General features: G+C 62.6%; 13 protein-coding genes. 4 read left to right on the top strand and 9 right to left on the bottom strand.

Translation table 11 applies throughout. From position 1 onward, the window contains the following. Positions 1 to 18 precede the first annotated feature (18 nt). Together BN1136_RS00310 and BN1136_RS00305 are read right to left on the bottom strand one after the other, a co-directional pair. Complete coding sequence (locus BN1136_RS00310) at positions 19 to 1,284, bottom strand: inorganic phosphate transporter (protein ID WP_043763010.1); 1,266 nt, start codon at positions 1,282 to 1,284, stop codon at positions 19 to 21. Between the two features lie 25 nt (positions 1,285 to 1,309). After that, positions 1,310 to 1,990, bottom strand: coding sequence for a TIGR00153 family protein (locus tag BN1136_RS00305; protein ID WP_043763013.1), 681 nt, complete (start codon positions 1,988 to 1,990; stop codon positions 1,310 to 1,312). 169 nt (positions 1,991 to 2,159) lie between these two features. Here BN1136_RS00305 and BN1136_RS00300 point away from each other — a divergent pair, with 169 nt between their 5' ends. After that, entirely contained in the window at positions 2,160 to 3,104 is a 945-nt protein-coding gene (locus tag BN1136_RS00300) for a CYTH domain-containing protein (RefSeq protein ID WP_043763017.1), read from the top strand. Between the two features lie 104 nt (positions 3,105 to 3,208). Here BN1136_RS00300 and BN1136_RS00295 read toward each other — a convergent pair whose 3' ends face one another. The 7 genes from BN1136_RS00295 to hslR form a co-directional block, all read right to left on the bottom strand. Further along, positions 3,209 to 3,679, bottom strand: coding sequence for an outer membrane lipoprotein (locus BN1136_RS00295; protein WP_043807879.1), 471 nt, complete (start codon positions 3,677 to 3,679; stop codon positions 3,209 to 3,211). A 131-nt stretch (positions 3,680 to 3,810) separates the two neighbouring features. Next, entirely contained in the window at positions 3,811 to 4,263 is a 453-nt protein-coding gene (locus BN1136_RS00290) for a GNAT family N-acetyltransferase (RefSeq protein ID WP_043763020.1), read from the bottom strand. 156 nt (positions 4,264 to 4,419) lie between these two features. Next, positions 4,420 to 6,222 (bottom strand): aminopeptidase P family protein, encoded by a 1,803-nt coding sequence (locus tag BN1136_RS00285; RefSeq protein ID WP_043763023.1) that lies wholly within the window; start codon positions 6,220 to 6,222, stop codon positions 4,420 to 4,422. Positions 6,223 to 6,255: 33 nt separating this feature from the next. Beyond that, positions 6,256 to 6,921 (bottom strand): GntR family transcriptional regulator, encoded by a 666-nt coding sequence (locus BN1136_RS00280; protein ID WP_043763026.1) that lies wholly within the window; start codon positions 6,919 to 6,921, stop codon positions 6,256 to 6,258. A gap of 172 nt (positions 6,922 to 7,093) precedes the next feature. Beyond that, positions 7,094 to 8,719 carry a phosphoenolpyruvate carboxykinase (ATP) gene (gene pckA, locus BN1136_RS00275; protein WP_043763029.1) on the bottom strand — a complete coding sequence of 542 codons (1,626 nt, stop codon included), beginning with the start codon at positions 8,717 to 8,719 and terminating at the stop codon, positions 7,094 to 7,096. Between the two features lie 149 nt (positions 8,720 to 8,868). Then, entirely contained in the window at positions 8,869 to 9,753 is an 885-nt protein-coding gene (gene hslO, locus BN1136_RS00270; RefSeq protein WP_043763031.1) for an Hsp33 family molecular chaperone HslO, read from the bottom strand. A 102-nt stretch (positions 9,754 to 9,855) separates the two neighbouring features. Continuing rightward, positions 9,856 to 10,254: a ribosome-associated heat shock protein Hsp15 gene (hslR, locus tag BN1136_RS00265; RefSeq protein WP_043763034.1), complete on the bottom strand. Its 399-nt coding sequence runs from the start codon at positions 10,252 to 10,254 to the stop codon at positions 9,856 to 9,858. A gap of 209 nt (positions 10,255 to 10,463) precedes the next feature. Between hslR and exeC the strand changes: the two genes are divergently transcribed. Genes exeC through exeE form a run of 3 tightly spaced genes read left to right on the top strand, consistent with a single transcriptional unit; the run spans position 10,464 to position 14,893 of the window. After that, on the top strand, positions 10,464 to 11,318 hold the full coding sequence (gene exeC, locus BN1136_RS00260; RefSeq protein WP_304521052.1) for a GspC family type II secretion system variant ExeC: 855 nt from the start codon (positions 10,464 to 10,466) through the stop codon (positions 11,316 to 11,318). Between the two features lie 21 nt (positions 11,319 to 11,339). Then, the gene (gene exeD / locus BN1136_RS00255; RefSeq protein ID WP_043807878.1) at positions 11,340 to 13,388 is read left to right on the top strand and encodes a GspD family T2SS secretin variant ExeD; all 2,049 of its coding nucleotides are present in this window, start codon (positions 11,340 to 11,342) and stop codon (positions 13,386 to 13,388) included. After that, complete coding sequence (exeE, locus tag BN1136_RS00250; protein ID WP_043763038.1) at positions 13,388 to 14,893, top strand: GspE family T2SS ATPase variant ExeE; 1,506 nt, start codon at positions 13,388 to 13,390, stop codon at positions 14,891 to 14,893. The genes exeD and exeE overlap by 1 nt, the downstream gene beginning before the upstream one ends.

The raw sequence follows: 14,893 nt of genomic DNA, 5'->3' as shown, positions 1-14,893 counted from the left end.
TCGTGCGGCCTGGACTGCTTAGGAGAAGCAGGCCTGCAGCACATAGAAAATGGCGATGGCCAGGATGGCGCCTGCGGGCAGGGTGATGACCCAGGAGACCACGATGTTGCGCAGCACACCCAGATTCAGCGCCGCGATGCCGCGGGCCAGACCTACGCCCATGACCGCACCCACCAGGGTCTGGGTGGTGGAGATGGGCAGGCCGGTACCGGAGGCGATCACCACGGTGGCGGCGGTCGCCAGCTGGGCGGCAAAGCCACGGCTCGGGGTCAGGTGGGTGATGCCGGTGCCGACGGTCGCCATCACCTTCTCGCCCATGGTGGCCAGACCGATGACGATACCGATGCCGCCGAGGGGCAGGATCCACCAGGCGATGTGGGAGCTGCCGCCGATCTCGCCGCCGGCCGCCACGATGGAGGCGACTGCGGAGAGCGGGCCGATGGCGTTGGCCACGTCATTGGAGCCGTGGGCGAAGGCCATGGCACAGGCGGTGATGATCATCAGGATGCCGAACACCTTCTCCACGTTGGCGAAGTGCATCTTGCTGTCATCTTTGGGGTTGTACTTCTGGCCGCGGATATAGAGCCAGCCCGCGAATGCCACCGCGATGGAGAGGGCAACGGAGAGCAGGACGCCTTCGCCATTGCTCAGGTGCAGACCGACGTGGGTCAACCCCTTCTTGATGGTGACCAGGCAGATGACCAGCGCGGTCAGGAACATGTAGAAGGGGACATAACGCTTGGCGTTGTCCAGGGGGTTGTCCGTGTTGAAGATGAGCTTCTGCACGCTGATGAACATGAAGTAGGCGATGATGCCCGAGATGGCCGGAGTGACCACCCAGGATCCGACGATGCCGCCAAACTTGCTCCACTGTACCGCTTCCGGGCCCACGCTCACTACGGCAAAGCCGACGATGGCGCCGATGATGGAGTGGGTGGTGGAGACGGGCCAGCCGAAATAGGAGGCCAGGATCAGCCACAGACCCGCCGCCAGCAGGGAGGCGATCATGCCGAGCACCAGCAGATCCGGCGTGTCGGCGAAGGCGTTGCTGTCGATGATGCCGCTGCGGATGGTGGCCGTCACCTCGCCGCCGGCCAGATAGGCACCGGCGAACTCGAAGATCATGGCGATGATGATCGCCTGACGGATGGTCAGGGATTTGGTGCCGACCGATGTCCCCATGGCGTTGGCGACGTCATTCGCACCAATGCCCCAGGCCATCAAAAAGCCGAACAAGGCCGCCACGAGCACCAGGGTGGTGCCGTAATTTGCGATAATGTCCATTAGTAGTGTTTACCCAGTCAGTCGATTACGAACGAGCCAGCATCAATTCCAGACGGGCGCCAACGCGCTCTGCCTGATCAGCCAGGTCACCTACCCATTCGAGGATCTTGTAGAGGAACATAACGTCAATCGGATTGTATTTGTGCTCAACGGCTTGCAGCTGTTGGCGCAGCCCGATCTGCATGGTGTCAGTATCGTCCTCGATGAGATCCAGCTGGTGGATCATCTCGGCAACCATTTCAACTTCACGTCCTTTAAAGCCGGTTTCGAGCAGCTCATCGAGTTCTTCGATGGCTTTTTCGGCCTGGGCGGTCGCATCGATACAGCGTTTGAGATAGGCCATGAAATCGGCACGCATCTCGGTGGGGAATTCCATCTTGCGGCCAAGCATGCGGCCGGAAATATCCTTGGCACGGTTGGCTATCTTGTCCTGCTGGGTCAAGAGCTCCAGCAGATCGGTACGGGCGACCGGCAGGAACAGGCCGCGGGGGAGTTTCAGGCGAATTTCGCGCTTGAGGATGTCCGCTTCTTTTTCCAGTTGGGCGATCTGTTGCCGGATTTTCTCGGCATCTTCCCAGCGGTCTTCGGCAACGGCATCAAAGAAGGGAATGAGCTGCTCGCAGCACACGTGAACCTTGACGATATGCTTCTGCAGCGGCTTGATGGGGGACTTGGCAAAAAGACCCAAAATAGTATTTACTGGCATGGCCAAACCTGTGTCGGTGAAAAAACACTCGATACGATTTTATGAGGGGCGCATGGTAACCGAACTGTGCCATCAATAAAACCGTGAATTAATCCTGAGCTGTCGCTGGCATTATATCCTCGCGACCCGGATCATGCCCCCCAAAGTTGCCTGCCCGCCCGGAATGACTATGCAAACTGAGATCGAGATAAAGTTTTTCGTCACCAGCGATATTCAAGATTCCCTATCCAACTTTCTGAATTCACTCGAGATTATCTCCTCCGATCAGGCGAGACTCGGCAATGTCTACTTCGACACGCCCGCCCTGGATCTGCGTCGGCTCGACATGGGCTTGCGCATCCGCCGCAGCGATCATTTTTCTGAACAGACCATCAAGTGTCGGGGTCAGGTGGTGGGGGGGCTGCATGCCAGACCCGAGTACAACGCTCCCATCGACGGTTCCCTGCCCACCCTGTCGGCCTTTCCGGCAGAGATCTGGCCGAGCCCGGTGGTGCGCGACGAGATCCAGTCCCGTCTGGTGGCGCAGTTCAGCACCGACTTCCTGCGTCGGCACTGGCTGGTTGCCTTCGACGGCGCCCTGATCGAGCTGGCCTGGGATCGGGGGGAGATTGTCGGGACCCTGGGGCGCTCCGGGATTGACGAGCTGGAGCTGGAGATCAAATCCGGCGAGCCCGCAGCCCTGTTCGGGCTGGCGGAGCAGCTGGCGGCGCTGGGAGGATTGCGGCTGGGGGCCCAGTCCAAGGCGCAGCGTGGCTACCGGCTGGCCGGGCTCGGCAAGCCCCTGGCCGTGCAGCCCTTGCCCGAGGCGTCGGAGGGCAAGGCTGGGATCACGGCCGGCCTGCAGCATTGGCAACACCACGAGCAGCTCTGGCTGGAAGGGGACGATGCCGTGCGGGCACCGGCGTTGCAAGGCATGTTGCAGGGCTGCGCCCTGGTGGCCGATGCCGCAGCGGCCCTGAGCCCTGCGCCGGCCTGGCTGCCCGAGCTTCTGGTGCAGCAGCGCCTGCTGGCCGAGGCGACCGGGGAGACGGCATCACTCCAGACCCGGCTCCACGATGCCAACCTGGTCGGCCTGCAGTTGGCCATCGCCGCCTGGCTGCATCTGAATGCCTGAGGCGAGCAGTGGGCCAGGCTAGCAGACCCGACAGACAACAAAAAGGTGAGCCTGGGCTCACCTTTTTTTATTGGACACTCGTTGTTTCAGGCACTCAGGCGGGATCAGTTCACCACGGCCACGTTGATGGTGCCGTTGCCCTGTGTCATGCGGACCCGGGCACCCGGCACGAAGGTCGGGCTGGCTTTTTGTACCACCACGATGGATTCACCGCTCTCCTTCTTGATCTCGAGCTCCACGCCATCCACCTGATTGAGCTTGTCACCGGCGGCCTTGCCGGCGGCAGCACCGGCGATGGCCCCCCCGGCGGCGGCGATGTCACTGCCGCGACCGCCCCCTATGGTGCTGCCGAGCAGGCCACCCACCACGGCGCCGCCTATGGTGCCGATCAGGGAGTTTTCGTCTGCCTGGATCTTGACCGGGCGGGTGGAGATGATGGTGCCGTAACTGACGGTCTGCACCTGCTTGGCGCGATCCTTGGTGTAGACATCGCCGGAGTAGACGTCGCTGTTGGCACAGCCCGTGATGGCGGTGGTGGCGGCCAGCAGGGTGACGAGGGCAATACGTTTCAACATGATGTGCCTCCTGGGCGGGCATCGGATTAATCTGGTGATGGATTCAACTTTACGCCAACCAGGTTGCTCATGAAACCTGCAAAATGTAACCAGGTATGAGTGTGGACGCCGTCCGGCACCCCTGATGACCGTCAGATCAGGGACTTTTCCAGCAACAGGCGATCCTCACCCGCACCGAAATAGCCCGCCTCTTCGGACAGCAAGGCATAGCCGAGGCGCAGGTAGAGGCGCCGGGCGGGATTGGCCGGATCCACGGTCAGTCTGACCCTTGCAACCTGCAGTGCCGTCAGGCCCTGCTCCACTTGCAGCATCATGCGCTCGGCCAGGCCGAAGCCGCGCGCCTCGGGGCGCACCGCCAGGGAAAGCAGCCAGCCCTGCGACCGATCCTGACCGAGCCCTCCCAGGGCATAGCCCAGCAGTCTGCCTTCCCGCTCCGCCACGATCAGCAGATCGGGCCACAAATCCATGGCCTGACGGAAGAAGAAGGGAGGATAGACATCCTCACCGAAGATGTCGGCGTCGAGCTGCCCTATGGCGTGCATGTCGGCGTGGGTGGCAATGCGTAAAACGGGGGGCGGGTGCATCCGGGCTCCTGTCACGGGTCTCTGCTGCCGGCTGGCAGCGAAAAAAGAGGCACAGGGTAGAAGGCCGGGCGGGGCGATGCAAGCGGGTCTGTCCTGGTCGGGGAAAGGGGCGGTCAATCCGCAGGCAAAAAAACAGGGCCCGCAGGCCCTGTGTCATCAGAGGAGGCTGGTCGCCTGCTCCAGCCATGCGAGATCCTCGCCGGCCAGCAGCGGGCTCAGGCGGCGATAGACTTCGGCGTGGTATTCGTTGATCCAGCGGAACTCGGCCGGGCTCAGCAGGCTGCGATCGATGAGGCGGGTGTCGAACGGTACATAGGTTAGCCGTTCGAAGCCCAGCATGGCGAGTTCGCCGCGGGCTTCCTGCTCGGTCACCACCACCAGGTTTTCACAGCGGATACCGAACCCATCTTCCCGGTAGTAGCCCGGCTCGTTGGAGAGCACCATGCCCGGCAGCAGGGCCACCAGGCTGCCCTTGGGGGCGATGCGCTGTGGGCCTTCATGCACGCTGAGGAAGTGGCCAACGCCGTGGCCGGTGCCGTGGTCATAGTTGTAGCCGGCCTGCCACAGGGGCATGCGGGCCAGCACGTCGAGCTGGATGCCGGCGGTGCCGCGCGGGAAGCGGGCCTGATCCAGGGCGATGTGGCCCTGCAGCACACGGGTGAACATCGCCTTGTGCTCGTCGGTCACCTCACCCACCTTGACGGTACGGGTGATGTCGGTGGTGCCGTCCAGATACTGGGCGCCGGAGTCCACCAGATAGATGCTGTCCTGGCCGAAGGCGCGCGGGGTGCCGTTGGTGTGGCGGTAGTGGCACATGGCGGCGTTGGGACCGAGTGCGGAGATGGTGTCGAAGCTCGGCTCCACATAGTGATCCTGCTCGCGGCGGAAGGCCTCGAGCCGATCGGCCAGGGTGCCTTCATCCACACCGTCGAACTCGCCGCTGGCGATCAGGCGATCCAGCCAGGCGAGGAAGCGGGTGACGGCGACGCCGTCGCGCAGGTGTGCGCGCTGCATGCCGGCCAGCTCCACGGCGTTCTTGCACGCCTTGGGCAGCATGGTCGGGTCCTGACCTGCCACCAGGATGGCGCCCGCCTCTTCCATGACCAGCTGGGTCCAGGCGTTGGCGGTGTTGGGGTCGGCCAGCACCTTCTGGTGATCCTCGCCGATGCGCTTGAGCACGTCACCCAGCTTGTCGATGGGGTAGACGGAGACATCCTGGCCCACGTGCTGGCTGAAGGCGAAGCAGTCGATCTTGTCGGTGTCGACGAAGAAGTCCACCGTGGTGTTGGCGTAGAGCACCGCGAAGCCCAGCACCACGGGCAGACGCTCCACGTCGCGACCGCGCAGGTTCAGCAGCCAGTTGATGGGTTCGGCCTGGGTCAGCAGCACCGCATCCAGCCCGCGCTTGCGCAGATCGCTGGCCAGCAGCTCGCGCTTGGCCTGGCTGGACTGGCCCGCCAGTTCCTCGCTGTAGAGGATGACAGGGCTCTTGGTCGGGGCGGGGCGATCGACCCAGTGCAGATCGATGGGGTTGTCGTCGACCCGGATCAGCTCGATACCGCGATCCGCCAGCACGGCCCTGGCGTTCTGGTACCAGGCCAGGCTGTGGAGGCGGGGGTCAAAGCCGACCCGTGCGCCGGACGGCAGCTGCTCGGCCAGCCACTGCACGTGGGGATTTTCCACCAGATGAAGGAACTCGAACAGGTCGGCCGGTGCCTGCATGCGGGCCTGTACTGTATAACGACCGTCGATGAACAGGGCCGCCCGCTGCGCCAGTATGATGGCAAGGCCGGCGGAGCCGTTGAAACCCGTGATCCAGTCCAGCCGCTCTGCGTAGGCGGGAATGTATTCCCCCAGGTGCTCGTCGTCGTGGGGAACGATGAAGGCGTCCAGTTCCAGCGTGGCCAGAGTGGTCCTGACCTGGGCGACGCGGGTTTCAATAATCTCGAAATGATTCATGTCGTTATTGCCAGATTGTGATGATGTGAGTGTTCATGGGTGGTGGCTGTTCGCCAGGATCTGCCTGACCGACTGGCCTGCCGCCTCGATGTGTTGCTTGAGCAGTACCACGGCCTCGTGCTTGCGCCGGGCGCGGCACAGCTCCAGCAGCCGGGCGTGCTCGCGCTCGGCCTTGTCTACGCCGCCCTGGGCAAACAGCAGTTCGAAACGCACATAGCGGTCGCAGCTCAGATTGATCTGGGCGATCAGCTCCAGTGCCTGGGGGCGATTGGCAACCTGATAGAGGGTGGCGTGAAAACGGTGGTTCAATTCGGCCCAGTGTTCGATCTGGGTGCCGGACTCCAGCGCCAGATCAAACTGGGCGAGGATGGCCTCCGCCTCGGCGAAGGTGGCTTCCGTCATCTTGTCGACGGCGTGAAACAGGGTATCGGCTTCCAGCAGCGCCCGCAAATAAAAGAGCTCTTCGACGGCGGAGGCGTCCAGCATGGTGACGACGGCGCCGCGATGGGCCTCGAACTTCACCAGCCCCTGGGCTTCCAGCTGCATCAGGGCCTCCCGCACCGGGATGCGGCTCACCGCCAGCTCCTTGGCGATGGCGTCCTGGCGCAGGGGGGCCCCGGCGGGAAATTCCCCGCGCAGTATCCGGCCACGGAGGTTCTCCATCACCATCTGGGTACGGGTCTTGTAGGGTGGGGTCATGCTGGCGTCACGGGCAGGTTGCAAAATTGTATATTGTATAAAGTTTGGCTGAATCTAACGCGCGAGGGCGCGCAAGGCAAGGCTTGGCGGGAGCCATATGCCGCGTATCGGCCAAAAAAATACCGGCCAGCAGGGCTGACCGGTATGGGATTGATGCAGGTTGGGGCCGTGATTACAGCTGCGGACCCGCCGCGACCAGGCGTTTGCCCTCGTCGTTGTCGGTGAAGCGCTCGAAGTTCTTGATGAAGCGCCCGGCCAGGTCGGCCGCCTTGGCATCCCACTCGGCCTTGTCGGCGTAGGTGTCGCGCGGATCGAGGATGGCGGGGTTGACGCCCGGCAGCTCGGTCGGCACTTCCAGGTTGAACACCGGCAGTACCTTGGTCGGCGCCTGCTCGATGGAACCATCCAGAATGGCGTCGATGATGGCGCGGGTGTCCTTGATGGAGATGCGTTTGCCGGTGCCGTTCCAGCCGGTGTTGACCAGATAGGCTTCTGCCCCTGCCGCTTCCATCCGTTTCACCAGCTCCTGGCCGTACTTGGTCGGGTGCAGGCTGAGGAAGGCCGCGCCGAAGCAGGAGGAGAAGGTCGGGGTCGGCTCGGTGATGCCGCGCTCGGTGCCGGCCAGCTTGGCGGTGAAGCCGGACAGGAAGTGGTACTTGGTCTGCTCCTTGGTCAGCTTGGCGACCGGGGGCAGCACACCGAAGGCATCGGCAGTCAGGAAGATCACTTTGGTGGCGTGACCCGCTTTGGAGACCGGCTTGACGATGTTGTCGATGTGGTAGATGGGGTAGGAGACCCGGGTGTTCTCGGTGCGGGAGCCATCGTCGAAGTCGATGGTGCCATCGGCCGCCACGGTCACGTTCTCCAGCAGCGCATCGCGACGGATGGCGTGGTAGATGTCCGGCTCGGCCTCTTCGGAGAGCTTGATGGTCTTGGCGTAGCAGCCCCCTTCGAAGTTGAACACGCCGTGGTCGTCCCAGCCGTGCTCGTCGTCACCGATCAGCTGGCGCTTGGGATCGGTGGAGAGGGTGGTCTTGCCGGTGCCGGAGAGGCCGAAGAAGATGGCCACGTCACCATCCTTGCCCACGTTGGCGGAGCAGTGCATGGAGGCGATGCCACGCAGGGGCAGGAAGTAGTTCATCATGGAGAACATGCCCTTCTTCATCTCGCCACCGTACCAGGTGCCACCGATGAGCTGCATCTTCTCGGTCATGTTGAAGGCGACGAAGTTCTCGGAGTTGAGACCCTGCTCCTTCCAGTTCGGGTTGGTGCACTTGGCACCGTTCATCACCACGAAGTCCGGTGTGAAGGTCTTGAGCTCTTCCTCGCTCGGGCGGATGAACATGTTCTTCACGAAGTGTGCCTGCCAGGCTACCTCGGTGATGATGCGCACGGCCAGGCGGGTGTCCGGGTTGGCGCCGCAGAAGCCGTCCACCACGAACAGGCGCTTGCCGGAGAGCTGTTTGGTCACCAGGGATTTCAGATGTGACCACACTTCGGGTGTGATCGCCTTGTTATCGTTCTTGCCCTGGTCAGACCACCACACGGTATCCTGGGTGGTGGCATCTTTGACGATATATTTATCTTTCGGGGAGCGGCCGGTGAAGATGCCGGTGTTGACATTGACGGCGCCGAGCTCGGTGACGACGCCCCGTTCGAAACCTTCCAGGTCAGGGCGAGTCTCTTCTGCGAAAAGCTGCTCATAGGAGGGGTTGCGAACGATTTCCTGGCTATTTTTGATACCGTACTGGTCCAGCTTCAGTTGTTGGGCCAGGGTGGGTTCTACCACGATTGTCATTGTATTCTCCTGGGTTCAGAGGTGTGTAGGGTTCTATCTGACGTTCATGCTACCACCTAGGTGGTAGTTTTTAGCGATCGCCATCAAACTTTATAAAATAGGGTATTTTTTTGTTATTTAAGTTAAAGGCGGGTTTTGCCCGCCTTTGATTAGTGTAACTTGTTTGCATCATTACCGGGAGCCCTGCTGAACAGGGTTTCGATGTCGATCCCATCAAATTCGTAGTGGGCGCCGCAGTAATCGCAGTGCATGTCGATCTTGCCGAGCTCCTGCACCATGGCCACCGCCTCCTGCTTCTCTATCTGCAGCAGAGCCCCTTCGCAGCGGGCGCGGGAACAGGTGCAGCGGAACTCGATGGCCTGGGGATCGAACACCCGCACCTTGTCCTGGTGGTAGAGGCGGTAGAGGATCTCTTCCGCTTCCAGACCGAACAGCTCCTCATCCTTGATGGTGGTAGTGAGCTGGACCAGGTGATCGAAGTCCTCGCTGTGATCCTCGCTCTGGGCCGGCAGTTCCTGCAGCAGGATGCCGGCGGCGCGGGGCTGGCCCTCATGATGACCGGTGCGGATCCAGAGGCGGGTGGCGAGCTGCTCGGACTGGGCGAAATACTGCTCCAGGCAAGCCGCCAGGGTGTCGGCTTCCAGGGCGATGATGCCCTGATAGCGCTCGCCCTGCTCCGGGGTGATGGTGATCACCAGCTGGCCGTTGCCGATCAGGCTCTGCAGCTTGCCATCGCTCGGCAGCTCACCCTCGAAGCGGGCCACGCCGCGCAGTTGCTGGTTGTTGTCGCCGTTGATCACCGCCAGGCGCACCGGGCCGTCCCCCTGCAGCTGCACCGTGATGGAGCCTTCGAACTTGAGGGTGGCGGTCAGCAGGCTGGTGGCGACCAGCAGCTCACCCAGCAGTTGCTGCACCTGTACCGGGTAGTTCTGGGCGTCGATGATGTGGCGATAGGTATGATCCAGCTGGACCAGCTCACCCCGCACTTCGTACTCTTCGAACAGATAGCGATACAGGAGGTCTTGGTTACTCATCATGTTTTCCTAGGATGTGCTTGGGGGAATAATTACATTGTTAAACAGGTGGTTAGGAACTATTTCCTCCACCTGCCGTCATAAAGGGGTCACGCAGGCAGATTAGGATTGCTTGACCTTGATCAGCTGGCGTCGCTCCTGCTTGTCGGGGCGGCGTTCGGGGCTCGGGGCAAACTGGCTGTTGAAGCGTCTGGCCTCGCTGTTTTCTGCCCGCCTCTTCAGGCTGGCCTCGGTCTCTTCATAGAGCTGCTGGGCCAGGGGGGCGGACTTGCGCTGTTCGCTCACCTCGAGCACCCGCACCTCCCGCTCGTCCTGGCCCTGCCAGAAACGGACGAGGGCGCCGACCTCGACGGTCTTGCCCGGTTTGCTGCGCTGGCCGTTGTAATGCACCTTGCCGCCATCGATCTGATCCCGTGCCAGACTGCGGGTCTTGTAGAAGCGGGCGGCCCACAGCCACTTGTCGAGACGGACCTGAGGGCTGCTCTGTGCTGTATTTGGCATGGTTCGGCTCCGGGATGACTGAAAAGGTGCATGATTATACCAGAGGCAACCCCCGGGATAGAAACTGGGGGCGGGTGTGACGGAATCTGAATTTTCTCCCCTTGGTCCCATCCGGTCGGTTGTCTCTGGGTCCATTGCCGTACACAATAGCTAACCGACTAGGATGCCAGACAATTTTGATAAAGATGACGCTACCGTTCAGGGATGATTTGTTGAACTCCCTTCTGGCTCGCTGCAAGGCAGTGCCACTCTCCCGTTTCAGCCAACCCCTGTTCTGGCTGCTGCTCTTGTTGCTGGCGCAGCAGTGTGCCGTGCTCACCTGGCGCCTGTTTGAACTGGCCCAGCCATCCGGCAGCGCATCCTGGCAGCCATCCGTCACCTCGGCTCAGGGCCGCGGCGGTGATCGCCTCGATCTTGCCAACCTCAGTCGCCTCTCGCTGTTTGGCAAGGCGCAGCAGCCTCAGGCCGACAAAATGGCGGAGGCTGTCGCAGCCGATGCCCCCAAGACCCAGCTCAACGCCCAGCTCAACGGCGTGCTGGCCAGCTCGGATCCGGCCAAATCCATCGCCATCATCTCCCATAACGGGGTACAGAATTCTTACGGCATCGGAGATTACATCGACGGCACCCAGGCGAAGATCCGCCAGGTGTTCGCCGACCGGGTCATCATTGCCCGCGACGGCCGTGACGAGACCCTGATGCTGGACGGGGAAGAGTACGGCAAACCTCTGCCCAAGGCGGCCCGCCAGGGGGAGGGGCTCACCGCGGTGCGCAGCGAGCTGCTGAGCAATCCAGGCAAGATCACCGATTATCTCAATATTTCCCCGGTCCGGGTGGATGGCCGCATGGTCGGCTATCGACTCAACCCGGGCCGCAATCCGGAACTGTTCAATCAACTCGGACTGGTCGCCAACGATCTGGCGGTCAGCATCAATGGCCTGGATCTGCGGGATAACGCACAGGCCATGCAGGCGATGCAGCAGGTAGCGGGCGCCACGGAAATGACCGTCACCGTCGAGCGGCAAGGACAGCTCTACGACGTGTATGTCGGCTTGTCAGAATAATGAATCGGAGTAACACCAAGAATGATAAATAAAGGGAAGAGCTGGGGTCTTGCCACCATGGCCGCGGCCTTGATGATGGCAGGTTCTGCCTGGGCCACCGAGTATTCCGCGAGTTTCAAGAATGCCGACATCGAGGAGTTCATCAACACGGTCGGCAAGAACCTCAACAAGACCATCATCATCGAGCCCTCGGTGCGCGGCAAGATCAACGTGCGCAGCTACGACCTGCTCAATGAGGAGCAGTACTACCAGTTCTTCCTGAGCGTGCTCGACGTCTACGGCTTCGCCGTGGTGCCCATGAACAACGGCGTGCTCAAGGTGGTGCGTTCCAAGGATGCCAAGACCTCGGCCATCCCCGTGGTGGACGATCGCAACCCCGGCGTGGGGGACGAGATGGTGACCCGGGTGGTCCCGGTGCGCAACGTCTCGGTGCGTGAGCTGGCCCCTTTGCTGCGCCAGCTCAACGACAACGCCGGTGGCGGCAACGTGGTCCATTACGAGCCTTCCAACGTGCTGCTGATCACCGGCCGTGCCGCCGTGGTGAATCGCCTGGTGGAAGTGGTGCGCCGGGTGGACAAGGCGGGCGATCAGGATATGGACGTCATCAAGCTGAAGTACGCCTCCGCAGGCGAGATGGTGCGGCTGGTGACCAACCTCAATAAGGATGGCAGCAACCAGGGAGCCAACGCTTCCCTGCTGCTCTCCCCCAAGGTGGTGGCGGACGAGCGCACCAACTCCGTGGTGATCAGCGGTGAGCCCAAGGCCCGTGCCCGCATCATCCAGATGGTGCGCCAGCTCGACCGGGATCTGCAGAGCCAGGGCAACACCCGGGTCTTCTACCTGAAATACGGCAAGGCCAAGGATCTGGTGGACGTGCTCAAGGGGGTCAGCTCCAGCATAGAAGCGGACAAGAAGGGAGGGGGCGCAGCCGCTGGCGGTGGTGCCAGCATAGGCGGTGGCCAGCTCGCCATCTCTGCGGACGAGACCACCAATGCCCTGGTGATCACCGCCCAGCCGGACGTCATGGCCGAACTGGAGCAGGTCATCGCCAAGCTCGACATTCGCCGTGCCCAGGTGCTGGTGGAGGCGATCATCGTCGAGGTGTCGGATGGTGATGGCCTGAACCTCGGGGTGCAGTGGGCCAACGCCAACGGTGGTGGCACCCAGTTTACCAACACCGGCCTTCCCATCGGTCCCGCCATCATCGCGGGCAAGGATTACGACGACAACGGCAACACCGACGGGCTGGAGAGCCTGCTCAGCGATTTCAGCGGCATGGCGGCGGGCTTCTACAAGGGAGACTGGGCCGCTCTGGTGACGGCGCTCTCCACCAACACCAAGAACGACATCCTCTCGACCCCGAGCATCGTCACCATGGACAACAAGGAAGCCTCCTTCAACGTCGGCCAGGAAGTGCCGGTGCAGAGCGGCTCCCAGAGTTCCACCACCAGCGATCAGGTGTTCAACACCATAGAGCGCAAGACGGTGGGGACCAAGCTGGTGGTGACGCCCCAGATCAACGAGGGAGACTCGGTGCTGCTCAACATCGAGCAGGAGGTCTCCAGCGTGGCACAGACCCAGGCGACCGGGACCGCGAACCTGGGCCCGACCTTCGACACCCGCACCGTGAAGAACGCCGTGCTGGTGAAGAGCGGCGAGACCGTGGTGCTGGGCGGTCTGATGGACGAGCAGACCAAGGAGCAGGTCTCCAAGGTTCCCTTGCTCGGCGACATCCCTGTACTGGGCTATCTGTTCCGCTCGACGTCCAACACCACTTCCAAGCGCAACCTCATGGTGTTCATCCGGCCGACCATACTGCGTGACGCCAACGTCTACACCGGGGTCTCCAGCAACAAGTACACCCTGTTCAGGGCCGAGCAGCTGAACCGGGCCGCGGATGAGGGCTATGCCACCTCGCCCCCCCGCCAGGTGCTGCCCGCCTACGGCCAGGACGTGATGATGTCCCCCGAGGTGCAGCAGCAGATCGAGCGGATGAAGGCCCAGCAGCAGGCCACCGCCACCGGTGTCCGCACCCAGGTGCAACAGCCCTTCGTGCAGAGCAAGCCCTGATGGCCGCGTATCAGCTCGATGGCAGCGAGCTGCCGGCCGCTTTGCCGGAACTGCCGTTCGCCTTCGCCCGCAATTTCGGTGCCATCCTGACCGAGCGCCAGGGAGCCCCCGTGCTGCTCTGTCGCCAGGGGGTGACCCCGCAGACCCTGCTGGAAGTGCGGCGGGTGGCGGGCTGCGCCTTCGCGGTGGAACAGTTTGGCAACGACGAGTTCGAGACACTGCTGATGGCCCACTACCAGCGCGACTCCTCCGAGGCGCGCCAGCTGATGGAGGATCTCGGCAACGAGATGGACTTCTTCGCCCTGGCCGAGGAGCTGCCCCAGAGCGAGGATCTGCTGGACGCCGACGACGACGCCCCCATCATCCGCCTCATCAACGCCATGCTGAGCGAGGCGATTAAAGAGGAGGCGTCCGACATCCACATCGAAACCTTCGAGCGGGCCCTGGTCATTCGTTTTCGCATCGATGGGGTGCTGCGGGAGATCCTGCGCCCCCATCGCAAGCTGGCGTCGCTCCTGGTGTCGCGCATCAAGGTGATGTCGCGCATGGACATCGCCGAGAAGCGGGTGCCCCAGGATGGCCGCATCTCATTGCGCATCGGCGGCCGCGCCGTCGACGTGCGCGTCTCCACCATGCCGTCCAGCTACGGCGAGCGGGTGGTGCTGCGTCTCTTGGACAAGAACAACGTGCGCCTCGAGCTCAAGCAGCTCGGCATGACGCTCGCCAATCGCAACATCATCAGCGATCTCATCCGCAAGCCCCATGGCATCATTCTGGTGACGGGCCCGACCGGTTCGGGCAAGTCCACCACCCTCTATGCGGCACTGTCCGAGATCAATTCGCGGGATCGCAACATCCTCACGGTGGAAGACCCCATCGAGTATGACCTCGAAGGGGTGGGCCAGACCCAGGTCAACAGCAAGGTGGACATGACCTTTGCCCGCGGCCTGCGCGCCATCCTGCGTCAGGATCCGGACGTGGTGATGGTGGGGGAGATCCGCGACCTCGAGACCGCCCAGATCGCGGTGCAGGCGTCCCTCACCGGTCACCTGGTGATGTCGACCCTGCACACCAACACCGCCATCGGCGCCATCACCCGGATGCGGGACATGGGTATCGAGCCCTTCCTGCTCTCCTCGTCGCTCCTGGCGGTGCTGGCACAGCGTCTGGTGCGCACCCTCTGTCCGGATTGCCGCACCTCGCACCCCGTCACCGAGCAGGAGCGCCTCGCCATGGGCATCGAACTCGCGCCGGATCAGCAGATCTGGCGTCCTGTGGGATGCGAGCAATGCAACTACACCGGCTACCGCGGCCGGACCGGCATCCACGAACTGGTGGTGGTGGACGAGGCGGTACGCGAGGCGATCCACAGTGCCAGCGGCGAGCTGGCCATCGAGCGGTTGATCCGGGGCCATACCCCCAGCATCCGCCGTGACGGCATCGACAAGGTCCTCCAGGGGCAGACCAGCCTCGAAGAGGTGCTGCGCGTGACCCGGGAAGATTGA

Origin of the sequence: Aeromonas taiwanensis (assembly GCF_000820165.1) — a bacterium.
Taxonomy (GTDB): Bacteria; Pseudomonadota; Gammaproteobacteria; order Enterobacterales; family Aeromonadaceae; genus Aeromonas; species Aeromonas taiwanensis.
This window is presented reverse-complemented; position numbering and strand designations above follow the sequence as displayed.